Here is a 26,181-nt window from a genome sequence, read left to right as displayed (position 1 = left end):
CTCGTGAGGAAATACGGCCGCACGGGGAAACGGGTTCGGTCGGCGGGCGCCGATCACCCGGGAATTTTCACTTCCCGGACAACGCCGCCGTGCTTTCCCCGGTGACGAACGCCGGGGCCACCGCGGCGGGCTCGGCGGCCGGTCCGCCGTCGAGCTGGCCCACCGCCTGCCGGACGGACAGGACCCCCAGCTCGGCCGCCGGGACCACCACCGCGGTGGGCCGGATCCGCTGCTGCCCCGCCACGGTGTCCGAGCAGATCGCCACGACGGAGACGTCGCCGGGGACCGGCCGCCCGCGCTGCCGGAGGGCGCCGGTGACCAGCGGGAGGGTGGCTTCGTCGTGGACGACCAGCGCGGTCGGGCCGTCCTCGGCGAGGAGCCCGTCCAGGCAGCGGGCGACGTCTTCGGCGGTCGGCGCGCAGAGCTGGGAAACCGCTTTCACGCCGCGCTCCCCGGCGGCGGCGTGGAAGCTCTCGACGAACCCCTTCAGGTACCGCAGCCGGGGGCCGGGCACCGTGGCCGACGGCTCGAGGTGGGCGACCGACCGGTGGCCGAGGTCGGCGAGGTGGGTGAGGCAGGCCCGGGCGGCCGGGGCGAAGTCGAGCGCCACCGACGCCAGCCCGCGGTGCTGCCCCGGCGCGCCGACCAGCACGGCGGGGCGGCCGGAGGCCAGCAGCACGGGGACGCGCGGGTCGTCGTCGCCGGCGTCCAGCACGATCACCGCGTCGGCCAGGGCGGCCGACGTCACCCGGTGCAGGCCCGAGGTGCCTTCGTCGTCGGTCACCAGCAGCAGGTCGAAGCCGAGCTCGCGGGCCGCGCCGGCGGCCGCGGAGAAGAACTCCATCTCCATGCCCAGCTGCCGGTCGCCCAGCGGCGGCACCGCCACCGCGAGGATGCCGGCGCGGGGCGACGGCGACCCGCCGCGGCGCCGGTAGCCGAGGGCGCGGATGGTTTCCTCGACCCGGCGCCGGGTGGCCGCGGAGATCGTCCGCTTCCCGGTGATCACGTAGGACACGGTGCTCGCCGAGACGCCGGCCGCGTTCGCCACGTCGGTGATCGTCACCGCGCCGCGGCCGCCGCCGGACGGTTCGTCCGCCACGTCGCGGAAATTCATCATTTCGTGAGGACTTTCTCGAGACCCATTGTCCGGTCCGTTGTCCGGCCGGAAGTTAGCGCTAACAGGAAGGGGTGGAAGTCGACCTTAATGCCGGTCGTCACAGCTGGTCAAGCCACCTTCGTCGGAGGCGGTGGAAACGTGCCGGGCGCCGATTCATTCCCGGGGGCGACACTCGGTCACCGGCATCCCGCGGTTGCCGCCGCGGGCCAGGGCGACGAAGCCGAAGGTGGTCGATTCGCCCGGCTTCAGCACCGCATTCCACTCGGCGTTCGCGATCGCCGGAGAGGCGCCGGTCCGCACCAGCCTGCCGTTCCAGAGGTCGTCGACGCTCGTGCCGGCCGGGTTCGTCCAGCTGACCGTCCACCCGGTGACTTCGGCCCGCCCGCTGTTGCGCACGGTCACCAGCCCCTTGAAACCGCCGTTCCACGATTCCACCACCTGGTAGCGCGCGGCGCAGCCGGCCGGGCCGGTGGCCCGGGACGAGCGCGGGGTCGTGGACGGCCCTGGGGACGGCGCTGTGGACGGTGCCGAAGCGAGCTGGGCCGCCGCGCTCGTGGGCTCCCGGCCCGCCGGGAGCGACGTCGCCGCCACGACCGCGGCCGCCGCCAGCACCAGCGCCGTCCCGGCGAAGACCACCCGGAACCGGCGGCGGCGGGGCGGCGGGGGAGCGGGGTCCGCGGGCACCGCCACCGGGGCCACGCCGGGCGCGGTGGCGCGGGTCAGCAGCCGCGCCGCCCCGGCCATCGTGGGGCGGGTGGCGGGATCCCGGTGGAGCAGCCGGAGGACGGTGTCGGTGACCGGGCCGCTGGTCGCGGGTGGGGTGATGGCGCCGGCGCCGACCCGTTTGAGCAGCGCCAGCTGGTTCTCGTCGGTGCCGAACGGCGGCCGCCCTTCGAGCGCGGTGTAGAGCGTCGCCCCGAGCGAGTAGACGTCGGACGGGAAGCCGGGCTCCTCGCCGTCCGCGACCTCCGGGGCGAGGTAGGCCGGCGTGCCGACGACCAGCCCGCGGCCGGTGGCGGTGCCCTCCCCGCGCGCGTGGGCCACGCCGAAGTCGGTGATCTTCGCCGAGCCGTCGGTGGTGACCAGCACGTTGTTGGGGCTGATGTCGCGGTGCACCACGCCTTCCGCGTGCGCCGCGGCCAGTGCCGAGGCGAGCTGGGCACCCAGTTCGGCCGCGTACTCCGGCACCAGCGGGCCGTGCTCCTCCAGCAGTTCGGTCAGCGTGCGGGCCGGCAGGTACTCCATCGTGATGTAGGCCGCGGTGCCCTGCTCGACGACGTCGTACACGACGACGGCGTGCGGGTGGCGCAGCCGGGCGGTGACCCGGGCCTCCCGGATCGTCCGGTCGCGCGTGCGCTCCGCCGCGCCCGGGCCGTCGGGGGAGTCGGGGAAGAGCTGCTTGATCGCGACCAGGCGGTCGAGCCGCTCGTCCTTCGCCCGCCACACGGTCCCCATCGCGCCGTGACCCGCCCGGCCGAGCACGCGGTACCGGCCGGCGATCACTGCCCCTTCGTGCACGGGCACGCTCCCCTCTGTCGTCTCCGTCATCAGGGAACACGGCCAGTTCCGGCGCGCAGTTCGGCGCGTCGGACCAATTCACTCACCTGGGTGGGGGTACGAAATAGCGTTCGACGTATTCGTTCCGGATGCCGGAAACCGCGGCGGCCGCTACGGAAGAATGGCCGATCCGGTTGTGACGGAACGATAACGTTCTCAGTTCGACCGGCAGTTGACGACCGGGAGGGCCGGGACGACCGCGCGGCCGGGCGTGACGTCCTGGTTGAGCCCGAACGAAGCCGAACCGTCCGGCTCGACGAGCGCGTTCCAGCCCGCGTCGGTGACGGTCACCGCCGAGCCGACCTGGCTCAGGGTGCCGTTCCAGAGGTCCCGGATGCTCGCGCTGCCGGGCTGCACCCAGGTCACCGCCCAGGCGCTGAGCCGCCTCGGCCGGTCGTTGTGCACGGTCACCTGCACCTGGTAACCGCCCGGCCAGGCGTTCGTGATCTCGTAGCGCGCGGTGCATCCGGCGGTGTCGCCGAGAGGAGCGGGTGGTGCGGGTGGCGTGGCGCGCCGCGCCGATCCGTCGGACACGCGAGCCGACGCCGGCGCGGGTGCCGTGGTGGTGCTGCTGACGGTGCGGGAGGTGGTGATCGTCGCCGGCGGGTGCTCGACGGGCGCCGCGGTGGTGGTCCCGGGCCGGTCGGCGAGGGCGAGCCCGGCCGCCACGCTCACCGACGTCAGGCACGCGGCGGCCCCGGTCACGGCGGCGCGGCGGAGCCGGGACCGGCGGGGCCCGGCGGCCGGGGGCGGCTTGCCGACAGCGGCCAGCAGGTCCACCGCTTCCTGCATCGACGGGCGCGCGGCCGGGTCGCGTTCGAGCATCCGCATCAGCACGGCGGTCAGCGGGCCGCCGTGGGCCGGCGGGGTGAGCTGGTTCTCGGTGATCCGCCGCAGCAGCGCGATCGGGTCGTCGCCGGTGCCGAACGGCGGCGTGCCCTCCAGCGCGGTGTAGAGCGTGGCGCCGAGCGAATAGACGTCGGACGGCAGGCCCGCTTCGCCGCCGCGGGCGACTTCCGGGGCCAGGTAGGGAAGCGTGCCGACGACGACGTCGTCGTCGGCCGCCGGGTGCTCGCCGAGCGCGCGCGACACGCCGAAGTCGGTGATCCGGGCGGTGCCGTCGTCGGTGACGAGGACGTTGTTGGGCGTGATGTCCCGGTGCAGGATCCAGTCGCCGTGCGCGGCGGCCAGCGCCGCGCCGATCTGCCGCCCGAGCCGCAGCACGTCGCACCGCGGCAGCGGTCCGCGCTCGACGAGGACCTCGGTCAGCGAACGGGCGGGCACGTACTCCATGACCAGGTACATCGAGCCGGCGTCCTCGAAGACGTCGTACACCGCGACGGCGTGCGGGTGCCGCAGCCGCGAAGCCAGCCGCGCCTCCCGGATCGCCCGCTCGCAGACGTCGCCGCCCTTGCCCGGCTCGTGCAGGAACTGCTTGACGGCCACGACGCGGTCCAGCCGTTCGTCCTTGGCCCGCCACACCAGGCTCATCGCGCCGCGGCCGAGGTGCCCCAGTAGCCGGTACCGCCCGTTGACGAGCTGTTCCTCGAAAGCCACCCATACCCCTGCGTCGGTCGACGAAGCGATGCACTTTTTAGCAGAAGACGGGCGTTCGGTGGGGCTTCGGGACGACTGGATCTCCGAACCGTTATCCGGGTCACCGGGACGCATTCCGGTAATTCGCCGTAGGTGCGCCCCTATTCGACGAATTCGGTGGCGGGGCGGAAGCCGGCGCCGCGGAGGCGTACGGTGTGGGCATCGCGGTTCAGCCGGCAGCCGCCCTGCGTCCGTCCCCGTGGGTGGGAGGCCTGTGTGCTCGACCAGATCGCCGCTCCGCAGTTCCGCATCGACGTCCCGGCCGCGATGGCCGTGCGGGTGACGGCCACGGCGGAGGTGACGACCGTCGCGATCCGCGGCGAGATCGACCTGCCGGTGCTGGGCCGGCTGCGCAGCCTGCTCGGCGAGGAGATCGACCTCGCCCCGCGGGCGCTGGTGCTGGATTTGTCCCAGGTGTCGTTCTGCGGCGCGGGAGGCATCACGGAGCTGCTGGTGGCGGCTTCGGAGGCGCACGTGAGCGGGGTGCCGTTCGCGATCGTGGCGCAGGGGCGCGCGGTGCTGCGGCCGATCCGGGTGCTGGGGCTGGAGCGGTCCCTACCGGTGCACGGGAGTGTGGCGGCGGCCTCGGCCTGGCTGGGGGTCCTGCCCCGGTTGCGTGGAAGCGGGCCAGGATCGGCCTGACCTCGTCATGACCGTCGCGCGCGCTCCCGCTGCGGCACGACGACGTACTTCGGGTCCTTTGTGGACTCCACGCCGGCCTCGAACACCCCGAAGCGCTGCAACGCACTCCCGGCGAACAGCGCCGCCCCGGCCGCCGCGGAGACGGCGCGGCTGCGGTGCCCGGCCAGCGCGCCGAGCAGGCCCGCCGCGGTCAGGCGTTCCGACCACTTGCGCAGCCGGTGCGCCTTGCCGGTCGTGTACGCCTCCGCCGTGAGGCCGAGCCGCCGCTCCAGCACCTTCGACGCCACCAGTTCGGTCGCCGCGCCGATGGCCGCCAGCGTCCGGGCCGGGCCCGCCTCTTCGACCGGGACCAGCACCATCGCGAAGCCGCCGGAACTCGCCGCGGCCGAGCCGGTGAACACGAACGGCAGCTCCGCGTGGGCCTCGTGCCAGGCGGGCACCGCGGTCTGCGACAGCAGCACGGCCGTGTAGGACGCGACGGCCGGGGCGACGACCGCCGACGACAACCCGGCGGGCCGGGCGACCGCGCGCAGGACCCGGCCGGGCAGAGAACGGCGCAGCCCGGCGGGCAGCACCTCGGCCGCCGCGGCGACGCCCATCCCCGGGCCGAACGCGCTCAGGATCCAGGTGCCCACGCTCATCGGCGAAGTCGGTTTCGCGACGCGCAGCATGTGGTGGAAGCGTTCGGGCCGCCCGAGGTCGGCGACCAGCAGGTAGACGCTGGCGAGCAGCGCCGCCAGCGAGCCGGTGCGGCCGACCCGGCGCAGGGCAGGCCGCCCGGTCAGGTCGGCCCCGGCGGCCAGCAGCGAGGTGCCGGCCGCGAGCCCGCCGGTGAACAGGTAGGCGGGCACCTTCCACTCCCACACCGGCGGCTTGAGCACCGGACGTCCGTAGTAGGAGCGGAACTCGGCGCGGGGCACCATGAGCTCTTCCGCGGAGCCCCCGCGCCGGCGGCGGCCGCCGAACACGCGGGCGCGGGTGTCGGCGGCTCCGGCGTCGCTGCGGGGTTCGTGCGAGGTCACCGGCGCCGCCTCCCGAACGACCCGAACGACGCGACCGCGGCCGCGAGCAGCGCCGACGCCGCCAGCCCGGCGTACTTCCACATCGCCGTCAGTTCGCGGGTCGGCACCACCGGATCCGGCGGCAGCCCGTAGACCTCCGGTTCGTCCAGCAGCAGGAAGAACGCGCCGGTGCCGCCGACCCGGTCGGCCGGGTCGTGGCCGTAGAGCCGTGCTTCGGCGACCCCGCGTTCGTGCAGGGCTTCGACCCGGCGCGCGGCCCGCGAGCGCAGCTCGTCCAGCTCGCCGAACTGGATCGAGTCGGTCGGGCAGGCCTTGGCGCACGCCGGCTCGAGGCCGTCGTGGAGCCGGTCGTAGCAGAGCGTGCACTTCTGTGCCCGGCCGTCGCCCGGACGGCGGTCGATCACGCCGTACGGGCAGCCCGAAACGCAGTAGCCGCAGCCGTTGCAGATGTCCTGCTGCACCACCACCGAGCCGAACTCGGTGCGGAACAGCGCGCCGGTCGGGCAGACGTCGAGGCAGCCGGCGTGGGTGCAGTGCTTGCACACGTCCGAGGCCATCAGCCAGCGGAAGTCGGTGCGGCCCTCGGCGCCGGTCTTCGCGCCCGGCAGGTCGAACGACGGCATGCCGAGGTCTTCCGGCGCCCGCGGCAGCGGAGACGTGCCCAGCTCGCCGCCGCCGCGCGGGGCGTCGTGGAGCTCGTCGGCGACGAACGCGGTCGTGACGTCGATCGCCGACGGCCCGGTCGGCAGCCCGCCGAGCCCCGGCGACTGGCCGCCGAGCGGGCGCTGCTGCTCGATGAAAGCCACGTGCCGCCACGAGTTCGCGCCGAGGGCGCCGGTGTTGTCGAACGACATCCCGAGCAGGTCGAGCCCGTCTTCGGGGACGCCGTTCCACTCCTTGCAGGCGACCTCGCAGGCCTTGCAGCCGATGCACACCGACGTGTCGGTGAAGAACCCGACCCGCGGCGGGTGCCCGGTGTGCCCGGCCTCGCCGGCGACGTCCGGCAGCGGCCCGGAGAGCCGGTTCTCGATGGTCATGGTCCGTCCTCCGTGCCGTGGCCGGGTTCGACGTGCTCGGTGTCGTGCGCGGTCGCCACGCGGGTGCCCGTCTCCGGCGTGATGCCCGCCCGTTCGCGGTACTCCTCGAGCAGGGCGAGCAGCCCGGCGCCGCGCGGCCGCCGTCCGGGCCGGACGTCGCAGGTGGCGACCTTGCTCTCCTGGATGAAGACGTTCGGGTCCAGCACCACGCCGAACAGGTCGTTCACGACGTCCCGCGACACCAGCCCGGAGCTGCCCCAGTGGTAGGGCATCCACACCTGGTGCACGACCCGGTCCTGCACCCGCAGCGGTGCCATCCGGTCGGTGACGAACACCCGCGCTTCGACGGCCGCCCGCGCGGTGATCACGTGCGCCCAGCCCAGGTGCGCCAGCCCGCGCAGCTTCGCGAGCTCGGGGGAGACCTCGACGAACAGGTCCGGCTGCAGCTCCGAGAGGTACGGCAGGGTCCGGCTCATCCCGCCCGCGGTGTGGTGCTCGGTCAGCCGCGCGGCGGTGAACACGAACGGGAACACCTCGCCCCCGTGCTCGGGTGGCGACGGGTGCGAGGGGTTGTCGCGGCGGCCGTAGACCTTCCGCGTCGGATTCCCCTGCTGGGCGTGGAACGGGTTCCGGAACGGCGACTCGTGCGGCTCGTAGTGCGTCGGCAGCGGGCCGTCGGCCAGGCCCGACGGCGCGAACAGCCACGCCTTGCCGTCCGACTGCATGACGAACGGGTCGTCGCCGCGCAGCGCGGCCGGGCCGACGGCGTCCGGTGGCGGGACGTGGTCCGGCGGCTTGGTCTTCTCGAAGTCGGGGACGTCGTGGCCGGTCCATTCGCCGCGCTCGGCGTCCCACCAGATCAGGGCCTTGCGTTCGCTCCACGGCCGCCCCTGCGGGTCGGCGGAGGCGCGGTTGTAGAGCACCCGCCGGTTCAGCGGCCACACCCAGCCCCACTCGAGGGCGTAGAGGTCCTGCTCGAAGCGGGACTTGCGGCGGGCGGCCTGGTTGACGCCGTCGGCGTAGACGCCGCTGTAGATCCAGCAGCCGCAGGAGGTGCTGCCGTCGGCCTTGAGCTCGAGGTAGCCGCCGACCTCCTTGCCGGTGGTGAGGTCCTGGCCGCTGATCCGCCGCAGCACGTCCTCGGCGGACGGTTCGTCGCCGTGCACCTCGTGGTCCCAGGCGAGGTCGAGCACCGGCCGGTCGCGCTCGTCGGTGGAGCCCGCCAGCCGCTCGCGGACGAGCCGGCCGAGGTGGTGGAAGAACCACAGTTCGGACCGCTGGTCGCCGGCCGGCTCGACGGCCTTTTCGCGCCACTGCAGCATGCGCTGGGTCTGGGTGAACGTGCCTTCCTTCTCGACGTGCGAGGCGGCGGGGAAGAAGAACACTTCGGTGCGGCACTGCTCCGGCACGATCTCGCCGGTCTCGATCTCGGGCGCGTCCTTCCAGAAGGTGGCGCTCTCGATCATCGTCAGGTCGCGGACGACGAGCCAGTCGAGGTTGGCCATGCCGAGCCGCTGCAGCCGGCCGTGCGCGGACCCGACGGCCGGGTTCTGCCCGAGCAGGAAGTACCCGGAGACCTTGCCGTCGACCATGTCCATGACCGTGCGGTAGGTGCCGTGGTCGCCGTTGATCCGCGGCAGGTAGCCGAAGCAGAAGTCGTTGTCCGGGGTGGCGTGATCGCCCCAGTACTCCTTGAGCAGCGACACGGTGTAGGCGTCGGCGTTGCGCCAGAAGCCCTTCTGCTTGTCGCCGCGGATGCTGCCGAGGTAGTCGTCGAGGGTCTCGTGCTCGGGCGTGGGCATCGGCAGGTAGCCGGGCAGCAGGTTGAACAGCGTCGGGATGTCGGTCGAGCCCTGGATGCTGGCGTGCCCGCGCAGCGCGAACACGCCGCCGCCGGGCCGCCCGATGTTGCCGAGCAGCAGCTGGATGATCGCGCCGGCCCGGATGTACTGGGCGCCGACGCTGTGCTGCGTCCAGCCGACGCTGTAGACGAGCGCGGCGGTGCGTTCCCGGCCGGAGTTGCGCGTCCAGGCGTCACAGACCCGCTGGAAGAGCTCCTTCGGCGTCCCGCAGGTGGCCTCGACCAGTTCCGGGGTGTAGCGGGCGAAGTGGCGCTTGAGGACCTGGAAGACGCAGCGGGGGTGCTGCAGCGTCGGGTCGGCGGCGATCTCCTCGCTGCCGCCTTCGAGCACCGGGCCGCCCGAGCCGTGCTGGTCGGACGCCGACGTCTCCTTGCCGTGCGAGGTGTCCCTGGGCCGGACGCCCTCGTAGTGCCAGGTCTTCGGGTCGTAGGCGGCCTTGGCCTCGTCGTAGCCGCTGAACAGGCCGTCGAGGTCCTCGGTGTCGCGGTAGTCCTCGGACACCAGGAAGGACGCGTTGGTGTAGGCGGTCACGTACTCCCGGAAGTCCAGGTCGTTGCTCAGGATGTGGTTGATCACCCCGCCGAGGAACGCGATGTCGGTGCCGGCCCGCAGCGGCACGTGGGCGTCGGCCAGCGCGCTCGTCCGGGTGAAGCGCGGGTCGATGTGGAACACCTCGGCCCCGCGGGCCTTCGCCTCCATCACCCACTGGAACCCCACCGGGTGCGCCTCGGCCATGTTCGAGCCCATGATGATCACGCAGTCGGAGTTCTGCAGGTCCTGCTGGTAGTCCGTCGCGCCACCGCGACCGAAGGAAGTCCCCAGACCGGGAACGGTGGCGGAGTGTCAAATGCGCGCCTGGTTCTCGATCTGGATCGCGCCCAGCGCCGTGAAGAGCTTCTTGATCAGGTAGTTCTCTTCGTTGTCCAGGGTGGCGCCGCCGAGGCTGGCGATGCCCGTGGTCCGGCGCAGCGGCTTCCCGCGCTCGTCGGTGTCCTGCCAGCCCTTCCGGCGCGCGTCGAGCACGCGGTCGGCCACCATTTCCATGGCCGTGCCGAGGTCGAGGTCGGTCCACTCGGTGGCGTACGGCGCGCGGTAGCGGACCTTCCGCTCCCGCTGCGGGCCAGTGACCAGCTGCTTGCTCGCCGAACCCTTGGGGCAGAGCCGGCCGCGCGAGATCGGGCTGTGCGGGTCGCCTTCGATCTGGACGACCTTTTCGTCCTTCACGAACACCTGCTGCCCGCAGCCGACGGCGCAGTAGGGGCAGACCGACTTGGCCACCCGGTCGGCGCTCGCGGTGCGCGGCGCGAGGGCTTCGGAGCGCGGGGATTCGGCGGCCTTGCCCCGGCCGAGCGGGTCGGTGCCGGTGAGCTGGCGGTAGACGGGCCACAGTTCGAGCCACTTCCGTGGTCCCATGTCACCTCCAGCGTGCGTCGGAGCCGGGCTACCCGCGGTTCGTTCAGCGTAAACCGGCTCAGCCGGGCCGGCCCGGTGGAAAGCGCACCCCGGAGCGAGGCCGGGGTGCGCCGCCGTGCGTCAGGTCGAGAAGGGGGAGGAGGCCCCTTCCGCGCGGGTGCGGCCGCGGCGGCCCGCGGCGGCGAGGGGCTGGGCGATGTCCTCGAGGGACTTGCCTTCCGCGTCGACCGCCAGGAACCGGGCGACCAGGCCGCCCGCGATCATCACCGCCGCGCCCAGCAGGTAGCCGACGAACAGGCGGACCGGGTGCTCGCCGGTGCCGATCAGGGCGCCGTAGATCACCGGGCCCAGCGCGCCGAAGCACTGCGCGATCGCGAAGAACACCGCGATCGCCTTGGCCCGGACTTCGAGGGGGAAGATCTCGCTCACCGTCAGGTAGCCCGCGCTCGCGCCGGCGGAGGCGAAGAAGAAGATCACGCACCACGCGATCGTCTGGGTGATCGCGTTGAGCGCGCCCGCGTAGAACAGCACCGCGGTGATCGCCAGCAGGACGCCCGACACCACGTACGTCCCGGAGATCATCTTGCGCCGTCCCAGGGTGTCGAACAGGTGGCCGATCGTGAACGGGCCGACCAGGTTGCCCACCGCGAACGCGATCAGGTAGATCGGCGTCGCCTCCGACGAGACCCCGTAGAACTTGCCGAGCACCAGCGTGTAGGTGAAGAAGATCGCGTTGTACAGGAACGACTGGCTGATCATCAGCGACGCGCCCAGCACGGCCCTCGACGGGTAGTCGCGGAACAGCACCCTGGCCAGTGCCACGTACCCGATCCGCTCGGCCGGCGTCACCTCGATCGCCTTCTTCTCGTCGACCGGCGGCAGGCTGCGGCCGCCGTGCTCGACCTCTTCCTCGATCTGCTTGATCGACTCTTCGGCGGCGTCGGCCTTGCCGTGCATGATCTGCCACCGCGGGCTCTCCGGCAGGTGCCGCCGGACCAGCAGGATGACCAGCCCGAGCACCGGCCCGATGAGGAAGCCCAGCCGCCAGCCCAGCGCGAGGTCCATCCGGTTGAGCAGGATGTACGTCCCGATCGTGCCGAGCACCGCGCCGGCCCAGTAGGTGCCGTTGACGGCGATGTCCACCCGGCCCCGGTAGCGGGCCGGGATCAGCTCGTCGATCGCCGAGTTGATCGCCGCGTACTCGCCGCCGATGCCCATGCCGGCGATGAACCGGGTGGCGTAGAGGAAGACGACCCAGCCCGCGCCGTTGCCCAGGGTCAGCGCGGTCAGGCCGCTGCCGACCAGGTAGACGGCCAGGGTGAGCATGAACAGGTTCCGCCGGCCCAGCTTGTCCGACAGACTGCCGAAGAACAGCGCCCCGACCACCTCGCCGGCGAGGTAGATCGTCGCCAGCAGCCCGACGGCCGCCGACGACATGTGCAGCGTCTCGGGCTTGGTGAGGGTGTCGGCGACCGCGCTGGCCACCGTGATCTCCAGGCCGTCGAGTATCCAGGCCACGCCGAGGGCGACGACCATCCGGGTGTGGAACGGGGACCAGGGCAACCGGTCGATGCGTGCCGGGATGAGCGTGCGCACCCCGGCGGACGCCGGATCGGGTGTTGCCGCCATGACAACCTCCTTGAGAGCAGACCGCTCCGCGTGGCTTCCCCCGTCTCCTCCTGGTGAAACACGATCGGGTCGACTCGGGTGGTCACACCTTGTGATCAGCGGCCGGCCGTCACTACCCTGACGCGCGAGCGGGTCGTGCAGGAGCCGCAGTGCCTGTTCGTACCGGTTTCTCGTGGATGGGGTGTTTCGCGTGGCGTCCTCCGGTTCCCCGGCGGAGCGGTTGGGGGTTTCTTGCTCGCACGGTGAACCGGTGCTGCTGGCCCTGACCGGCGAGCTCGACGCCGGCACGGTGCTCGTTGTCGTGGCGGCGGTGGCCGCCGCGCTGGCGGGCAGCCCGGAGCCGCGGGCGATCGTGCTGGACCTCGCGGAGGTGCACTTCCTGGGCGCGGCGGGGGTGCGCGTGCTCAGCGCGGTGACCGACCACGCCGCCGCCCAGAACGCCCGCCTCCGCATCGTCACCGGCGGCAACCCGGTGGCGAGCCGGGCGCTCCGGCTGACCGGAGCGGACCGGGTGCTGGACGTCTACGCCGACCGAGGCACCGCACTGGGCGCCGGCGACGGCCGCGAGTTCCTCCGGCTCACCGCCCGGATGTGGAACAGCTGACAGTACACTTTGGACTGAGCGCTGGCCCTGTCGGTGGTCTCACCGCGGGAGCGGATCGGCTCGGCTTGCGTGCGTGCGTGGTCGGGTTGCGTGCCTGGGCGGTCGGGTTGCGTGCGTGGGCGGTCGGCTTGCGTGCCTGGAGGGTCGGCGCGCGGGCCCACCGCCGCCGCCACTGCCCGGACTGCGGCGAGCCGCGCGGCGGGCCACGCCGGGCCGCCGCGCGGATCTCCTCAGTGCTGGCCCCTGGCCGCCGCGAAGTAGGCGTTCGACGGGCCGGTGAACGAGAGCACCACGCCGACCACCGCCACGTAACCCCCGATCGTGCTCTGCCCGACCAGCACCGAAAGCAGCATCCCCGTCCACACGCTGGAATTCCCTTCCGGTCGCCGTTCCACAGTGGATTCGCACCCGATTCCCGGCTCTGGTGGCGAAAATGCGCAAGATGCGGGGTGGGGCGGCGCGGCGGACACCGGGCGAGGCCGGGTCAGCGGCCGGTGCTGCCGTCGATCAGCTCGCGGAGGATGTCGGCGTGCCCGGCGTGGCGGCCGGTCTCCTCGATCAGGTGCACCAGCGCCCAGCGCATCGACGGCGCGGCCCGGCCGGGGCGGGCCACCGGCCGCGTCAGGTCGGTGCAGGCGTCGATGACCGCGTTCGCCCGCTCGCACGCGGCGCGGTAGTCCGCCAGGACCGAGGCGACGGTCTCCTCCGGCCGCGGCCGGAACGTGCCCGGCCAGTCGGCGACCACTTCGCCGAGGAACGTGCAGCGCTCGACGTGCGCCAGGTGCCGGACCAGGCCCAGCAGCGACGTGCCGGACGGGACGCCGGGCGTCCGGACCTGCGGCTCCGGCACGTCCTCCGCCTTGGCGGCGACGGCGGCCCGCAGGTGGTCGAGGAAGCCGCGCAGCACGTCCTTTTCGGCCGGGCCGGTGCGCGGGGGCGGGGTGTCCCGCCGCCGGGTGCGGGGCATGGTCAGTCCTCCCGGCCGGTGCGGCGGATCAGCGGCAGGTGGTCGACGACTTCGGCGGTCCGCCCGCCGGGGGAGGGCGTCGGCGCGTTCGACGGCCCGGAGCGCCGGATCGAGGGCCCGCAGGGGCGGGCACCTGCCCAGGTCCTGGTTCCACGACCACGGCGCGACGGACCCGTGCTCGACGACCGGCAGCCGGTGACACTGCCCGATGTTCCGACGGCGGCATCGCGGGTCGCCGGTTGCCGCCTGAAGCCGGAACACGCGTGATCGGAGCCGGATCCGGCGTGATCGGGGCCGGAACTCGCGTGATCGTGGCCGGATCTGACGTGATCGGGGGCGGAACTCGCGTGTTCGGGGCCGGATCTGGTGTGTTCGGGGGCGGAACTCGCGTGAGCGGGGCCGCCGGGGGCGAGCGCCTCCGCGGCCCGCCGCGGCGCGCTGTCCGGGAGGCGGGTCGGGTGGTGGCCGTCCCGGAAGCGGTCGGTGGTGGAGATCGTCATGACCCCACCCTGACCCGGCCCTGGCGGTTCCGGCACGCTTTCTTGCGGTTCCGGCAAGATGGCCGGGTGAGCGACGACTTCGAAGACGTCCTGCACGCGGTCGGACCCCGGCTGCGGGCGCTGCGCCGGCCCCGCGGGATGACCCTCGCCGACGTCGCGGCCGCCACCGGAGTGTCGGAAAGCACGCTGTCGCGGCTGGAAAGCGGGCAGCGGCGGGCCAGTCTGGAACTGCTGCTGCCGCTGGCGCGCGCCTACGGCGTCCCGCTCGACGACCTCGTCGGAGCGCCCCGCACCGGCGATCCCCGCGTCCACCTGACGCCGATCCACCGCCACGGCATGACGTTCGTGCCGCTGTCGCGGCGGCCGGGTGGCGTGCAGGCCTACAAGATGATCATCCCGAGCGCGGACCGGCCGCCGTCGCCGGACCACCGGACCCACGAGGGGCACGAATGGCTGTACGTGCTCCACGGGAACCTGCGGCTGGTCCTCGGCGAGCACGACCTGGTCCTGCCGCCGGGCGAGGCGGCGGAGTTCGACACGACGATCCCGCACTGGCTCGGCAGCGCCGACGGGAAGGCGGTCGAGCTGCTGATCCTGTTCGGCCGCCAAGGGGAACGCGCCCACCTGCGCGCCCGGGCGCACTAGCCGGATTGTCCACAAAGGACTGTTCCGGTTCGGCCGTCGCTCGCGGCGCGGGGACAAAACGACCGGTCGGTATTCGGCGGAACCGACGAAACACCCCGTTTTGCGTATGATCGGACCGGGGGATCCGCTGCCCGGCCGTGTCGGCGATGGGGGCCGGGGCGGCGGTTCCGGCGACTAGGGGGTTGCGGTGGTCGAATCGACCTGGCTGGGGGCTGTCCGGGGAAGAGCGGGGCGGGGGTCGCGGACCGGCGTCCCGGAACCGCGGTGGCCGGCCGCGAAGCTGTTCCGGCAGATCGAAGTGCGGGCGCGGGAGCGGGAACGCCTTCGCCTGCTTCAGGATCTCCACGACGACCTGGGGCCCGCGCTCGCCGGGATCCGGCTGCGGCTCGACGCCGCCTCGGCCCGGCTGACCGCGGCACCGGAGGTCCGGCGGCTGGTGAGCGACGCCGCGACCGAGACGGCCCGCACGATGGGCGAGATCCGGCGCATCGTGGACGGGCGCCCGCCGGCCGAGCTCGTCGAAGACGGCCTGCCGGCGGCCCTGCGGACGCTGGCGCGGCGGCTGGACGGCGCGCCAGCGGAGCTGGCCGTGGAATGGCCCGAGGCGTGGCCGCAGGTGCCGCTGCACGTCGAGCTGGCGGCCTACCGGATCGTGGCCGAAGCCGTGACCAACGTGCTGCGCCACGCGGGCGCCCGGCAGGTGGTGGTCCGGGTCGAGGCCACCGCGGGACGGCTCGTGCTGGAGGTCGCGGACGACGGCGCGGGCCGCCCACCCGCCGGGTGGTGGGGTCACGGCACCGGCCTGTTCTCGATGCGGCAGCGGGCGGAGTCGCTCGGCGGCAGCTGCGTCGTCCTGCCGCGGCCGGACGGCCGGTCCGGCACGCTGGTGCGCGCCGAGCTCCCGTGGGAGGCGGCGTGACGGTCACCGGCCGCGACCAGGTGAGCGTCCTGCTGGTCGACGACCACCCGCTCTTCCGCTCGGGGGCGCGGGCGGCCTTCGAGGACGCCCCGGGCCTGGCGATCGCCGGCGAGGCGGCGACGGCGGCGGAGGCATTGGAACTGCTGGCCCGCCACCGGGTCGACGTCGTGCTGCTCGACATCCAGCTGCCCGGTTCGTCGGGCCTCGAACTGGCCCGCACGATCACGGAGTCGGTGTTGCCGGGCGAGACGGGCCCACGCGTGATCATGGTGTCGGTGGTGGAGGACGACGACTCGGTGGTCGCGGCCCTGCGCGCGGGAGCGCTCGGCTACCTGCTGAAGGGCGTGTCCCGCGACGAGCTGCTGCGCGCGGTCCGCACGGTGGCGGCCGGGGGAGCCGTCTTCGCCCCGTCGATCGCCGCCCGGCTCCGCGGGTACTTCTCGGCGCTGCACGACATCCCGGGCCGCGTCGCCTTCCCGGAACTGACGGATCGCGAGCGCGAAGTCCTGGACCTCATCGCGAGCGGCGAGACGAACCGGCGGATCGCCCGGAAGCTGGTGCTGTCGGAGAAAACGGTGCGCAACCACATCACCCGGGTGTTCACGAAGCTGAAGGTGAAGGACCGCCAGGAAGCGGTGGTGCGAGCCCGCGACGCCGGCCTCGGGTGGTGACCGTCAGCCGCGGCCGGCGGTGACCAGGCCCGTCTCGTAAGCCGCGATGACGAGCTGGGCCCGGTCGCGCGCCGCGAGCTTCGCGAACAAATGGCTCAAGTGGGTTTTGACCGTCGCCGGGCTGAGGTGGAGCTTCTCGGCGATCTCGCCGTTCGACAAGCCCCTGGCCACCAGCACCAGGACCTCGCGCTCCCGCCCGGTCACCCCGGCCAGCTCGGCCCGGGGTGGGCGGGCCGGCTCGGGGCCGCGGGCGAATTCCGCGATCAAGCGGCCCGTCACCCCCGGCGTCAGCAGGCCGTCGCCCGCGGCGACCACGCGGATCCCGGCCAGCAGGTCCTCCGGTGGGGTGTCCTTGAGCAGGAAACCGCTGGCCCCGGCGCGCAGGGCGCGGAAGACGTACGCGTCGATGTCGAACATCGTCAGGATCAGCACCCGGACCCCCGGCAGCTCCGGCGACGCGCAGATCCGGCGGGTCGCCTCGATGCCGTCGAGCTCCGGCATGCGGACGTCCATCAGGACGACGTCCGGCCGCTCGCGCGCGGCCAGCTCCACCGCGTCCGCCCCGGTGCTCGCCTCGCCCACCACCGTCAGGCCGGGGGCACTGTCGATGAGCAGCCGGAAACTGCCGCGCAGCAACGCCTGGTCGTCCGCGACGAGCACACGGATCGGGCCGGTCACGCGGATTCCTCGCGGACCGCGCCGGCGCACGGCAGCCGCGCGAACACGCGGAACCCGCCGCCGTCCGTCCGGCCGGCCGAGAACTCGCCGCCGTACATCGCGACGCGCTCGCGCATGCCGACGAGACCGTGGCCGTCCGGGTGCGGGGGTGCGGCCGCCGAGCCGTCGTCGGCGACCTCGATGCGGACTTCGCCGCGGTGGTGTTCGACGCTCACCCGGCACCGCGCGCCCGCCGCGTGCTTGACGACGTTCGTCAGCGCCTCCTGCACGATCCGGTAGATGGTGAGCTGCACCCCCTCCGGCAGCCCGTCGACGTCCCGGACCTCCAGCGCGGCGGCCACGCCCGCGGCCCCGGCCTGGTCGACCAGCTTCGGCAGCTGCGCGACCCCCGGTGCCGGCCCCAGCTCGTCCGGCCCTCCGTCCTGGCGCAGCACGCCCAGCATCCGCCGCATGTCCCGCAGGGCGTCGCGGCTGGTGGTCTCGATGGAGTGCAGGGCGTCGTGCACGAGCGCGTCGGATTCGCCGGCCGCACGCGACTCGAGGACGTGCCGCGTGACGCCCGCTTCGACCGCGATCACGCCCATGCTGTGCGCGACGACGTCGTGCAGTTCGCGCGCGATCCGCAGCCGCTCCTCGGCGACCGCGCGGCCGGCGTGCTCGGCTGCGCTCCGCGCGGCGTACGCGCGCCGCTCGCGCACGGCCCGCCCCACCACCCAGGCCGCGCCGAGCAACGCCAGCCCGGTGGGGGCGAGGTCGAGCAGGTCGTCCTTCCACCACCCCGGGGTGCCGGCCACGAACTCGACGAGCAGCAGCGCCAGGCTGGTGCCGGCGACCACGTACGTCGGCAGCAGCCGCCGCCGTTCGGTCAGCGCGACGGTGTAGAGCGCGAACGCGGCCGCCGCGAACGGCTCGCGCACGACGCCGGCGACCACGGCGAGCCCGGTCGCCGCCAGGACGGTGCCGAACACCGGCAGCGGCCACCGCCGCCGCAGCGCGCACGGCAGGCCGATCGCCACCACGAGCAGGTACTGCCACCACGGCCCCGGCCGGTGCGCGAACGCGGTCAGCAGCAGCACCACCGTGTAGCCCACGGCGACCACGCCGTCGAAGGCGAGCAGCGCCCCGGCGCTCCACTGCCGCGCGACGACGGCGTGCAGGCGGGCGTGGTCCACCTGATCGACTCTAGGCCCGGAACCGGGCGCCCGCCTCGGCCCGGGGGATGACATCCGGGCGGGTGACCCGGGCCCGCCGCGGGAGTGGATCTCCGCCGCCGGGCCGAGCCGCGGGTTCGGCGGCCGGGCCGATGTGCCCGCCCGGGCACCTGCGGGACGGTGACGGGGTGATCGAAGTACGGAACCTGACCAAGCACTACGGATCGACGCGGGCGGTCCAGGACCTGACCTTCACGGTGAAACCGGGGCAGGTCACCGGCTTCCTCGGCCCCAACGGCGCGGGCAAGTCCACCACCATGCGGATGGTGCTGGGCCTCGACGCCCCCACCGCGGGCGAGGTCCGGCTGGCCGGCCGGCGCTACCACGAGCTGCGGAACCCGCTGCGGCACGTGGGCGCGCTCCTGGAGGCGAAGGCGGTGCACGGCGGCCGGACCGCCTACCACCACCTGCTGTGGCTGGCCCAGAGCAACGGCATCGGACGGCGGCGGGTGACCGAGGTGATCGGCCTCGTCGGGCTGGACGGCGTGGCGGGCAAGCGCGCCCGCGGCTTCTCCCTCGGCATGGGCCAGCGGCTCGGGATCGCGGCGGCCCTGCTGGGCGATCCGGGGGTGCTGCTGCTCGACGAGCCGGTGAACGGCCTCGACCCCGAAGGGATCCGCTGGATCCGCACGCTGATGCGGGACCTCGCCGCCGAAGGGCGCACGGTGTTCGTCTCCAGCCACCTGATGAGCGAGATGGCGGTGACGGCCGACCACCTCGTGGTGATCGGCCGCGGCCGCCTGCTGGCCGACACCGGCATGGCCGACTTCATCGACCGCAATTCGCAGTCGTACGTGCGGATCCGCACCCCCGAACCGGTGCGGATGCGGACCGTGCTGGAGGCGGCGGGCATCCGGGTCGGGGCCGGGCCGGACCACACGCTGCAGGCCACCGGGGCGGAACCGGCCGTCATCGGCGGCCTCGCTTCGCTCAACGGGCTGACCGTCGACGAGCTGAGCCCGCAGCACGCGTCGCTGGAGGAGGCGTTCATGCGGCTCACCGCGGCGGACGTCGAATACCGGGCCGGCGGGGAAGGGGCGGTGGCATGACCGGGGAACCGAAGAGCCGGGTGCTGCTCTCGGAGTTCACCAAGATCCGGACCGTCCGGTCGACGACGTGGACCCTGGTGCTGGCGTTCGTGGTCACGGTGGCGCTGAGCGTCGCGCTCGCGCTGTACATGCGGTCGGTCTTCGACCGGATCAGCGCGAGCGAGCGGCAGGCCTTCGACCCGGCCGAGTTCGCGCTCGGCACCGTCGCCTACGGCCAGGTCGTCCTGGTGGCGTTCGGCGTGCTCGTGGTCGGTTCCGAGTACGGCAGCGGCACGATCCGCGCTTCCCTGGTGGCGGTGCCGCGGCGCCTGCGGTTCTACGGCGCGAAGGTGCTCGCCGGCGGCCTGCTCGCGCTCGTCGTCTCCGAGCTCACCGCGTTCGCGATGTTCTTCGCCACCCAGGTGGCGCTCGGGCCGCACGGCGGTTCGCTCGGCGCCCCGGGCGTGCTCCGCGCGGTGGCCGGGACCGGGCTGTACCTGACGCTGATCGCGGTGCTGTCGATGGGCGTGACGACCATGCTCCGCAGCCCGGCGCTCGCGCTCGGCGTGCTGATCCCGTTCTTCTTCATCGTGTCCAACCTGCTCGGGCACGTGCCCGGGATCAAGCGCGCCGGGCAGTTCCTCCCGGACCAGGCCGGCCACCAGATCATGCTCGTGACGACCCCGGGGGATTCGGTGCTCGGCCCGTGGAGCGGGCTGCTCGTCATGACGGCCTGGGCGGTGGCGGCGCTGGCGGGCGGCTACCTGGTGCTGCGGGCGCGGGACGCCTGAGCCGGCGAACCGGGGCCGGATGGGGACCGATGTCCCAAGCGGCTGGGACCACGGGCTTCCTAGGTTCGGAAGTGCCCGGTGGGGCGCGGGTCCGCGTCCCACGCACTCGCACCGAGGAATGGAGGAGCTCATGACTGAGCACGACGGCGTCGTCTACGAGCCGCCCACGCTGGTCAAGGCCGGCGACTTCGCCCAGGTCACGCTCGGCATCCCGCCGCCGCGCGACCCGGTCGACTGGACGTTCTGGCTGCACGCCCTGATCTGACCGGTGCCCGGCCGGTGGTGCGACGCCCAGCGCGTCCCGCCACCGGCCGGGCCCGTCCCGCCACCGCCCCTCGACCGGAACCGAGAAGGAACCATGGACTTTCTGATCCTGCCGGACGATCCGGCGGCCGCCGGGCCGGCGGAGACGGCCGCCGCGCGCCTCGGGCCCCAGGTGCTCACGCACGCGTCCGGCCGGCCCTGGCTGGCCGGCCGCTGGGCGGCGGAGGACCTCGTAATCGTCACCGCCGGGGCCCGCCGCCTCGCCGTGTTCGGCCGCACCCGGCTCGACCGCGACCGCACCGAGCGGGCGCTCGCGAACGCCCGGTCGCTGCGGGACCTCGACGGCGTGTTCCGGCAGCTGCCCGGCGCCGTCCACCTGGTCGCGTCGTTCGACGGCCGGATCCGCGCGCAGGGCAGCCTTTCGACGTCGCGGCAGGTCTTCCACGCCGAGCTCGGCGGCCTGACCGTGGCCGCGGACAGCCCCCGGCTGCTCGCCGGCCTCGCCGGCGCCGGGCTGGACGAGACGACGCTGGCGCTGCGGCTGATGGTGCCCGCGCCGCCCTGGCCGCTGACCCTGCGGTCGGTGTGGCGGGGCGTGCACCAGGTGCCCGCCGGGCACTGGCTGGAGATCGAGCCCGCCGGCCGCGGCCGCGCGGTGCCGTGGTGGACGCCACCGCCCGCCGACCAGCCGCTCGCCGTGGTGGCCGACCGGCTCCGGGAAGCGTTGCTGGAAGCCGTTTCCGTCCGGGTGCGGGGCCGCCGCGCGGTCGGCGCCGACCTGTCGGGCGGGCTCGACTCGACCAGCCTGTGCTTCCTCGCCGACGCCGCGGGCGCCGAGCTGGTCACCCACCACTGGAAGGCGCGCGATCCCGCCAACGACGACACCGCGTGGGCCGAGCGGGCGGCGGCGCGGCTGCCCGGGAGCCGGCACCGGTTCGTCGAGCCCAAGGACTCGCCGAGCTGGTACGAGAGCCAGGCGGACCCGGACGACCGCGCCGACGACGTCGAAGGCCCGCTGTCCTGGGACCGCAACCGGCTGCACATGGAGCACCAGGCCCGCGCCGACGCCGCCGACGGCGCGACGCTGCACCTGGTCGGGATCGGCGGCGACGAGCTGTTCACCACGCTGCCGACCTACCTGTGGTCCCTGGTGCGCAAGCACCCGTTGCGCGCGCTGCCCGCCGTGCACCAGCGCCGGGTCGCGAACCGGTGGGCCTTCGGCGCGACGGTCCGCGGGCTGCTGGACTCCTCGCCCTTCGCGGATTCGTTCGCCGCCGCGGCCGCCGTGCTCACCGACCCGCCCACCGACCCCTCCGACCCCGGGCTGGGCTGGGGCGGCGGCTGGCGGCGGATGCCCGAGTGGACGACGGGCGACACCGTCGAAGCGGTGCGCCGTCTCCTGCGCGAAACCGGCGAGGCGCGGCCGCGGCCCCTCGTCGGCGACCACGTCCGGCACCAGATGCTCGAGTACTCCGTCTACAGCGGGGGCGCCATCCGCCAGATGCGGCTGGCGCTGGACGGTTCCGGCGTCGAGTGGGACGCGCCGTTCCTCGACGACCGGGTGATCGAAGCCGCCCTGTCCGCCCGCATCGAGGACCGCGCCGGGCGCGGGCTGTACAAACCCCTGCTGACCGCGGCGATGCGCGGGGTCGTCCCGGACGAAATCCTCGAGCGCCGCACGAAGGGCGAGTACAGCGCCGAAGCCTACGACGGGTTGCGCCGCAACCGGCGGACCCTGCTGGACCTGTGCGAGGACCTGCGCCTGGACCACCTCGGCCTGGTCGACCCCGGGCCGCTGCGGACGACGCTGCTGGACCCGGGGGCCAAGCTCGGGCAGCTGATCCCGCTGGAGAACACGCTCGCGTGCGAGACCTGGCTGCGCTCACCGAGCTCCGCGCCGGCCGGGTCCGCGGTACCGACGGGAGAACCGCGGTGAAACTCCGGACGGACGTCACGCTCACCGCCGTCGAGGACGGCGCTGTCCTGCTCGACGAACGCGACGGGTCCTACTGGCAGCTCAACGGCACCGCCGCGACGAGCCTGCGGCTGCTGCTCGAGGGCAATTCGGCCGAGCAGGTGGCCGAGTTGCTCTCCCAGCGGCACCCGGACGCGGCGTCGCGCGCGCTCGGCGACGTCGAGGCCCTGCTGGCCGCCCTGCACCGGAACCACCTGGTGGTGACCGCATGACCACGCCCGCGACCTCCGAACCCCGGATCGCACTGGGCTGGCGGCGGCAGGTGACGGCCCGCGTGGCCGTCGGCGCCGCCCGGCTCCTGATCCGGCTGCCGCCCGGCCGGCTGCGCAAGGCGCTGCGGGTCATCAGCACCGGGGCCCGCCCGGCGACCGCCGCCCAGGCGCTGGCGGCCCGGCAGGCCACCGTGAGCGTCAGCGCGCGGTGCGCCGGGCAGGGGTGCCTGCAGCGGTCGGTGGCCACCGCGCTGCTGTGCCGGCTGCGCGGCCGGTGGCCGGACTGGTGCACCGGGGTGCGCACGCAGCCGTTCCGCGCGCACGCCTGGGTCGAGGTCGACGGCGCGGCGATCGGCGAGTACGAGGACATGCGCGGCTTCCGCCCGACGATGACCGTGCGGGCCGGCTCGTGACGGGGTACGCCGTGCGCGCCGAGGGGCTGGGGAAGGACTACGGCGGGCACGCGGCCGTCGCCGGGCTGGACCTGGCGGTCGGGAGCGGGCAGCTGTTCGGCTTCCTGGGCCCCAACGGGGCCGGCAAGAGCACGACGATCGGCATGCTGTGCACCCTCGTGCGGCCGAGCGCGGGCCGCGCCGAGGTGGCCGGCCACGACGTGGTGCGCGAGCCCGGCCGGGTGCGGCGGAAGATCGGCCTGATCTTCCAGGAGTCCACTGTGGACAACGACCTGACGGCGGAGGAGAACCTGCGGTTCCACGCGGAGCTGTTCGGCGTCGGCCGCCGCACGGCCCGGGCCGCCATCGCCGAGCTGCTGGAGCTGGTCGAGCTCACCGACCGGCGCACCTCGCCGGTGCACACGTTCTCCGGCGGGATGCGCCGGCGGCTGGAGATCGCGCGCGGCCTGCTGACCGCCCCCGACGTGCTCTTCCTCGACGAGCCGACCACCGGCCTCGACCCGCAGACGCGCCTGGCGATCTGGGCGTACCTGCACCGGGTGCGCCGCGAGCGGGGGATGACGGTGTTCCTGACCACGCACCACCTCGAAGAAGCCGAGCACTGCGACCGCCTCGCCATCCTCGACGGCGGGCGGCTCGTGGCGGAGGGCACGCCGGCCGGCCTGAAAGCGGTCGTCGGCGCCGACGTGGTGACCCTGCGGACCGGCGACGACGAGGCCGCGCTGAGGATCGTGCGCGACCGGCTCGGCCTCGACGCGGTCCGCGACCCCGACGCCGTCCGCGTCCGGGTCGCGGACGGCGCGTCACTGGTCCCGAAGCTGTGCGCCGAGCTGACGGTGCCGGTGCACGCGGTGACCGTGACCCGCCCGGTGCTCGACGACGTCTTCGTGCACTACACCGGGCGCAGCATCCGCGAGGAACCACCGGCGGCGTCCCTCGCCGTGACGGCCGGGCGGAGGTGACCGTGACCGCACTGCCGGCGGACCTGCGCGCGATCCGCGTGCTGTGGCTGCGCGAGGTGATCCGGTTCGGCCGCAACCGGCTCCGCGTCGCGATGGGCCTGCTGAGCCCGCTGATGTTCCTGCTGATCCTCGGCACCGGCCTCGGCCCGCTGGCGGGGGCGGGCGGCAACTTCCGCGGGTACCTGTTCCCGGGCGTCCTGCTGATGGCGGTCCAGGCGCCGGCGCTCGCCGTCGGGATTTCCCTGGTGTGGGACCGGCAGGCCGGCTTCCTCCGCCAGATGTTCGTCGCGCCCGTCCGCCGGGGAGCGTTGGTGGCGGGGCTCTGCCTGGGCGGCGCCACGGCCGGGACGTGTTACGGAGTGCTGGTCCTGGTGCTGGCCGGCGCGGCCGGGATCCCGTACGACGCGAGCTTGCTGCTGGTACTGGCCGAGCTCGCCCTGGTGTCCTTCACGTTCACGGCGATGGGCGTCCTGGCGGCGGTCTGCATTCGCCGGATCGAGACGTTCCAGGTGGTGATCAACCTGGCGCTGACCCCGCTGTTGTTCCTGTCCGGGGCGGTGTTCCCGCCGGGCGGCCTGCCGGGATGGCTGAGCACGGCGGTGGCGGTGAACCCGCTGACGTACGCGGTCGACGCGATCCGCCGGACGCTGCCGGGCGAAGCGGCGTTGCTGCCGGGGACGCGCGGGCCGGAGTGGTGGGGCGCGGCGCCGCCGGTGGTGGCCGAGCTCGGGTTGGTGGTGCTGCTGGCCGGGGTGGCGATCGGGGTGGCCGCGCGGCGGTTCTCGCGGACCGAGTGAGCCGGAGCCCGCCTTCGCGTGCCGAGTGTGCCCTGGGGGCCGGCCGTCGCCGGCCCCCAGGGTGTTTCACGCGCCGCTTCCGGCGGGGTACCACAGTGAGTGGAATTCCTCGTCCAGCTGTTCCGGCGTCCGGGGCAGCCACGTCCGGGCCAGCGCGGCGACCGTTTCCCGCGGCAGCGGCGGGTTGACCTCGCGGTGGCTCGGCCGGGCGACCGACTGCAGTGCCCAGGCGAACGCGATCAGCGGGTCGAGCCGGGCCCAGCGGTGGCGGTCGATGCCGAGGAACATCGTCGAACGCAGGAACACGTGCCACACGTGGTAGCCCGTCGGCGGTTCGCCGTTCATCGTGTGCACTTCGGACTCCACCTCGACCCGGCGCGGGTCGAAGAGCGTGCCCTGGCCGAACGCCGCGAACGCCGTGACGAGGCGGGGGTCGTCGCGGTGGTAGTAGCTGTCGACCACGCCGAGCTGGACGCGGGACAGAATGCGCAGCGGATCCGCGATGGGACGCACGAATTCGGTGTAATTCGCCGGGTAGCCCTCGCTCTTGCTCATTTCCAGCCAGGTGTTCACCATCAGCTGCACCGAGTTGTCCCCGAGTGCGTCGTGAATGGCCGCGAAAGCCGCGGTGACTTCCGGTACCCGGTGGAAGAGCGTCACGTCGTCGAAGCGGTACCAGAACTCGTTCGCCCGGCGGTCGCCGCGCATTCCCGGTACCGGTGGAAAACCCCCGTCCGCCGTGGCGGCCGCGGTGCCGGGCAGGGCCAGTGCCGCCCCGGCGAGCGCGGCCGCTCCCGCGGAGATTTTGAGCGCACTTCGTCTGTCGAAAAGATGGGTCATCGTGGATTTCCTCCCTTTCTTCCATGATAGGCGCGGGGGTGAGTTTTTTCCACGATTTCGGTTGTTTCGAAATCCTCGCTCTCCGGAATAGGGTCGCTCCGCCGGGTGATGGGCGGCCCGTGGGGTGCTCTGGCATGATCTGCCGGTCGGACACCGGCCCTGCGGAGGACATCGATGACGGCTCGTGACGCGCTCGTGGCCGTGGCCGCCCTGCTGGCGCCCGGCGTCCCGCAGGTGGCCGGGCAGGTCCTCGCCGCCCATGACGACCAGGAGGCGTTCCTGCGGGAGCACGCCGAGCGGCTCGACGAGCGCGGGATCGACGAGCCCTTTCCCCTGCTGCCGTGGATCGCGCTGGTGGACGCCCTCACCGACCACGGCCTCCTCGCCGAGGTCGACTGGAAGGCAGCACCCGGCGAGATCGCCGATCAGCTGCGGGCGTTGCGGTCCGCGCCGCCTTTCGCCGACGTCTGGGCGTCGCTGGCGGACAGCGAGCTGCCGACGTACGAGTTCCTCGAGGAGGCCGGAAACCGGTTGCACGGCAGGGGAACCGCCCTCGCCGTCCTCGACATCGAGTCCGACTGCTACCCGCTCGTCCTCCTGCCCGCCACCTGCGGCGCCGACCTCGTCACCCTCGCCGCGGCCGCCGGGTTCACCGCCGAGGTCCTGCACAACGCGGCCGGAAGCCCGGACAGTGTGGTGAAGCCGGACCTCACGTGATCCAAGCCGGAACTCGCGTGATCAGGTCCGGAACTCGCGTGATCCAAGCCGGAACTCGCGAGTTCCGGCTCCAAACACGTGAGTTCCGGCTCCCATCACGCGAGTTACGGTT

General features: G+C 73.6%; 26 protein-coding genes. 14 read left to right on the top strand and 12 right to left on the bottom strand.

From position 1 onward, the window contains the following. Positions 1-67 precede the first annotated feature (67 nt). From ACWED2_RS40290 to ACWED2_RS40280, 3 genes are all read right to left on the bottom strand, one after another. Positions 68-1,117: a LacI family DNA-binding transcriptional regulator gene (locus ACWED2_RS40290; protein WP_449695782.1), complete on the bottom strand. Its 1,050-nt coding sequence runs from the start codon at positions 1,115-1,117 to the stop codon at positions 68-70. 153 nt (positions 1,118-1,270) lie between these two features. Then, a complete protein-coding gene (locus tag ACWED2_RS40285) occupies positions 1,271-2,665 on the bottom strand; it encodes a serine/threonine-protein kinase (protein ID WP_449695781.1) in 1,395 nt (464 codons plus the stop codon). A 165-nt stretch (positions 2,666-2,830) separates the two neighbouring features. Further along, entirely contained in the window at positions 2,831-4,231 is a 1,401-nt protein-coding gene (locus ACWED2_RS40280) for a protein kinase domain-containing protein (RefSeq protein ID WP_449695780.1), read from the bottom strand. Positions 4,232-4,486: 255 nt separating this feature from the next. On the opposite strand from ACWED2_RS40280, the gene ACWED2_RS40275 reads away from it, so the two are divergent. After that, a complete protein-coding gene (locus ACWED2_RS40275; protein WP_449695779.1) occupies positions 4,487-4,912 on the top strand; it encodes an STAS domain-containing protein in 426 nt (141 codons plus the stop codon). A gap of 5 nt (positions 4,913-4,917) precedes the next feature. On the opposite strand, the gene nrfD is transcribed toward ACWED2_RS40275, so the two are convergent. The 4 genes from nrfD to ACWED2_RS40255 all read right to left on the bottom strand — a co-directional run bounded on the left by nrfD (position 4,918) and on the right by ACWED2_RS40255 (position 11,875). After that, positions 4,918-5,934 (bottom strand): NrfD/PsrC family molybdoenzyme membrane anchor subunit, encoded by a 1,017-nt coding sequence (nrfD, locus tag ACWED2_RS40270; RefSeq protein WP_449695778.1) that lies wholly within the window; start codon positions 5,932-5,934, stop codon positions 4,918-4,920. After that, positions 5,931-6,971 (bottom strand): 4Fe-4S dicluster domain-containing protein, encoded by a 1,041-nt coding sequence (locus ACWED2_RS40265; RefSeq protein ID WP_449695777.1) that lies wholly within the window; start codon positions 6,969-6,971, stop codon positions 5,931-5,933. The genes nrfD and ACWED2_RS40265 overlap by 4 nt, the downstream gene beginning before the upstream one ends. Next, positions 6,968-10,246, bottom strand: a complete 3,279-nt coding sequence (fdh, locus tag ACWED2_RS40260; RefSeq protein ID WP_449695776.1) for a formate dehydrogenase — start codon at positions 10,244-10,246, stop codon at positions 6,968-6,970. The genes ACWED2_RS40265 and fdh overlap by 4 nt, the downstream gene beginning before the upstream one ends. Before the next feature lie 120 nt (positions 10,247-10,366). Then, a complete protein-coding gene (locus ACWED2_RS40255) occupies positions 10,367-11,875 on the bottom strand; it encodes an MFS transporter (RefSeq protein ID WP_449695775.1) in 1,509 nt (502 codons plus the stop codon). A 250-nt stretch (positions 11,876-12,125) separates the two neighbouring features. Between ACWED2_RS40255 and ACWED2_RS40250 the strand changes: the two genes are divergently transcribed. Then, a complete protein-coding gene (locus ACWED2_RS40250) occupies positions 12,126-12,479 on the top strand; it encodes an STAS domain-containing protein (RefSeq protein ID WP_449695774.1) in 354 nt (117 codons plus the stop codon). A gap of 230 nt (positions 12,480-12,709) precedes the next feature. Here ACWED2_RS40250 and ACWED2_RS40245 read toward each other — a convergent pair whose 3' ends face one another. After that, positions 12,710-12,844, bottom strand: a complete 135-nt coding sequence (locus ACWED2_RS40245) for a hypothetical protein (protein ID WP_449695773.1) — start codon at positions 12,842-12,844, stop codon at positions 12,710-12,712. A 119-nt stretch (positions 12,845-12,963) separates the two neighbouring features. Then, positions 12,964-13,446, bottom strand: a complete 483-nt coding sequence (locus tag ACWED2_RS40240; RefSeq protein WP_449695772.1) for a DinB family protein — start codon at positions 13,444-13,446, stop codon at positions 12,964-12,966. A 566-nt stretch (positions 13,447-14,012) separates the two neighbouring features. Between ACWED2_RS40240 and ACWED2_RS40235 the strand changes: the two genes are divergently transcribed. The 3 genes from ACWED2_RS40235 to ACWED2_RS40225 all read left to right on the top strand — a co-directional run bounded on the left by ACWED2_RS40235 (position 14,013) and on the right by ACWED2_RS40225 (position 16,181). Next, positions 14,013-14,591 carry a helix-turn-helix domain-containing protein gene (locus tag ACWED2_RS40235; RefSeq protein ID WP_449695771.1) on the top strand — a complete coding sequence of 193 codons (579 nt, stop codon included), beginning with the start codon at positions 14,013-14,015 and terminating at the stop codon, positions 14,589-14,591. 187 nt (positions 14,592-14,778) lie between these two features. Then, the gene (locus ACWED2_RS40230) at positions 14,779-15,510 is read left to right on the top strand and encodes a sensor histidine kinase (RefSeq protein WP_449695770.1); all 732 of its coding nucleotides are present in this window, start codon (positions 14,779-14,781) and stop codon (positions 15,508-15,510) included. Next, the gene (locus ACWED2_RS40225) at positions 15,507-16,181 is read left to right on the top strand and encodes a response regulator (RefSeq protein ID WP_449695769.1); all 675 of its coding nucleotides are present in this window, start codon (positions 15,507-15,509) and stop codon (positions 16,179-16,181) included. The genes ACWED2_RS40230 and ACWED2_RS40225 overlap by 4 nt, the downstream gene beginning before the upstream one ends. A gap of 3 nt (positions 16,182-16,184) precedes the next feature. Here the strand turns inward: ACWED2_RS40225 and ACWED2_RS40220 are convergent, their stop codons facing one another. Beyond that, complete coding sequence (locus ACWED2_RS40220; protein ID WP_449695768.1) at positions 16,185-16,859, bottom strand: response regulator; 675 nt, start codon at positions 16,857-16,859, stop codon at positions 16,185-16,187. Beyond that, positions 16,856-18,031 carry a sensor histidine kinase gene (locus ACWED2_RS40215; protein WP_449695767.1) on the bottom strand — a complete coding sequence of 392 codons (1,176 nt, stop codon included), beginning with the start codon at positions 18,029-18,031 and terminating at the stop codon, positions 16,856-16,858. Before ACWED2_RS40215 ends, ACWED2_RS40220 begins: the two co-directional genes overlap by 4 nt. A 167-nt stretch (positions 18,032-18,198) precedes the next feature. Between ACWED2_RS40215 and ACWED2_RS40210 the strand changes: the two genes are divergently transcribed. The 8 genes from ACWED2_RS40210 to ACWED2_RS40175 all read left to right on the top strand — a co-directional run bounded on the left by ACWED2_RS40210 (position 18,199) and on the right by ACWED2_RS40175 (position 24,512). Then, the gene (locus ACWED2_RS40210; protein ID WP_449695766.1) at positions 18,199-19,119 is read left to right on the top strand and encodes an ABC transporter ATP-binding protein; all 921 of its coding nucleotides are present in this window, start codon (positions 18,199-18,201) and stop codon (positions 19,117-19,119) included. Then, complete coding sequence (locus ACWED2_RS40205; RefSeq protein WP_449695765.1) at positions 19,116-19,889, top strand: ABC transporter permease subunit; 774 nt, start codon at positions 19,116-19,118, stop codon at positions 19,887-19,889. Before ACWED2_RS40210 ends, ACWED2_RS40205 begins: the two co-directional genes overlap by 4 nt. 130 nt (positions 19,890-20,019) lie before the next feature. Next, complete coding sequence (locus ACWED2_RS40200; protein ID WP_449695764.1) at positions 20,020-20,154, top strand: keywimysin-related RiPP; 135 nt, start codon at positions 20,020-20,022, stop codon at positions 20,152-20,154. A gap of 93 nt (positions 20,155-20,247) precedes the next feature. Beyond that, entirely contained in the window at positions 20,248-22,089 is a 1,842-nt protein-coding gene (locus tag ACWED2_RS40195; RefSeq protein ID WP_449695763.1) for an asparagine synthase-related protein, read from the top strand. Then, positions 22,086-22,340, top strand: a complete 255-nt coding sequence (locus ACWED2_RS40190; protein ID WP_449695762.1) for a lasso peptide biosynthesis PqqD family chaperone — start codon at positions 22,086-22,088, stop codon at positions 22,338-22,340. Before ACWED2_RS40195 ends, ACWED2_RS40190 begins: the two co-directional genes overlap by 4 nt. Then, complete coding sequence (locus tag ACWED2_RS40185; protein WP_449695761.1) at positions 22,337-22,753, top strand: lasso peptide biosynthesis B2 protein; 417 nt, start codon at positions 22,337-22,339, stop codon at positions 22,751-22,753. The genes ACWED2_RS40190 and ACWED2_RS40185 overlap by 4 nt, the downstream gene beginning before the upstream one ends. Further along, positions 22,750-23,715, top strand: a complete 966-nt coding sequence (locus tag ACWED2_RS40180) for an ATP-binding cassette domain-containing protein (protein ID WP_449695760.1) — start codon at positions 22,750-22,752, stop codon at positions 23,713-23,715. The genes ACWED2_RS40185 and ACWED2_RS40180 overlap by 4 nt, the downstream gene beginning before the upstream one ends. A gap of 2 nt (positions 23,716-23,717) precedes the next feature. Then, positions 23,718-24,512 carry an ABC transporter permease gene (locus ACWED2_RS40175; RefSeq protein WP_449695759.1) on the top strand — a complete coding sequence of 265 codons (795 nt, stop codon included), beginning with the start codon at positions 23,718-23,720 and terminating at the stop codon, positions 24,510-24,512. A 66-nt stretch (positions 24,513-24,578) separates the two neighbouring features. Here the strand turns inward: ACWED2_RS40175 and ACWED2_RS40170 are convergent, their stop codons facing one another. Then, complete coding sequence (locus ACWED2_RS40170) at positions 24,579-25,352, bottom strand: hypothetical protein (protein ID WP_449695758.1); 774 nt, start codon at positions 25,350-25,352, stop codon at positions 24,579-24,581. A 174-nt stretch (positions 25,353-25,526) separates the two neighbouring features. On the opposite strand from ACWED2_RS40170, the gene ACWED2_RS40165 reads away from it, so the two are divergent. Further along, the gene (locus ACWED2_RS40165) at positions 25,527-26,069 is read left to right on the top strand and encodes a DUF6630 family protein (RefSeq protein WP_449695757.1); all 543 of its coding nucleotides are present in this window, start codon (positions 25,527-25,529) and stop codon (positions 26,067-26,069) included. Positions 26,070-26,181 lie beyond the last annotated feature (112 nt).

This window comes from Amycolatopsis sp. NPDC005003 (assembly GCF_053600695.1).
This window is presented reverse-complemented; position numbering and strand designations above follow the sequence as displayed.

Coding starts and splice junctions, on each gene's coding strand:
- ACWED2_RS40265 (WP_449695777.1), bottom strand. CDS start 6,971: ATGACCATCGAGAACCGGCTCTCCGGGCCGCTGCCGGACGTCGCCGGC.
- ACWED2_RS40205 (WP_449695765.1), top strand. CDS start 19,116: ATGACCGGGGAACCGAAGAGCCGGGTGCTGCTCTCGGAGTTCACCAAG.
- ACWED2_RS40255 (WP_449695775.1), bottom strand. CDS start 11,875: ATGGCGGCAACACCCGATCCGGCGTCCGCCGGGGTGCGCACGCTCATC.
- ACWED2_RS40285 (WP_449695781.1), bottom strand. CDS start 2,665: ATGACGGAGACGACAGAGGGGAGCGTGCCCGTGCACGAAGGGGCAGTG.
- ACWED2_RS40185 (WP_449695761.1), top strand. CDS start 22,337: ATGACCACGCCCGCGACCTCCGAACCCCGGATCGCACTGGGCTGGCGG.
- ACWED2_RS40170 (WP_449695758.1), bottom strand. CDS start 25,352: ATGACCCATCTTTTCGACAGACGAAGTGCGCTCAAAATCTCCGCGGGA.
- ACWED2_RS40165 (WP_449695757.1), top strand. CDS start 25,527: ATGACGGCTCGTGACGCGCTCGTGGCCGTGGCCGCCCTGCTGGCGCCC.
- ACWED2_RS40240 (WP_449695772.1), bottom strand. CDS start 13,446: ATGCCCCGCACCCGGCGGCGGGACACCCCGCCCCCGCGCACCGGCCCG.
- ACWED2_RS40200 (WP_449695764.1), top strand. CDS start 20,020: ATGACTGAGCACGACGGCGTCGTCTACGAGCCGCCCACGCTGGTCAAG.
- ACWED2_RS40290 (WP_449695782.1), bottom strand. CDS start 1,117: ATGATGAATTTCCGCGACGTGGCGGACGAACCGTCCGGCGGCGGCCGC.
- ACWED2_RS40195 (WP_449695763.1), top strand. CDS start 20,248: ATGGACTTTCTGATCCTGCCGGACGATCCGGCGGCCGCCGGGCCGGCG.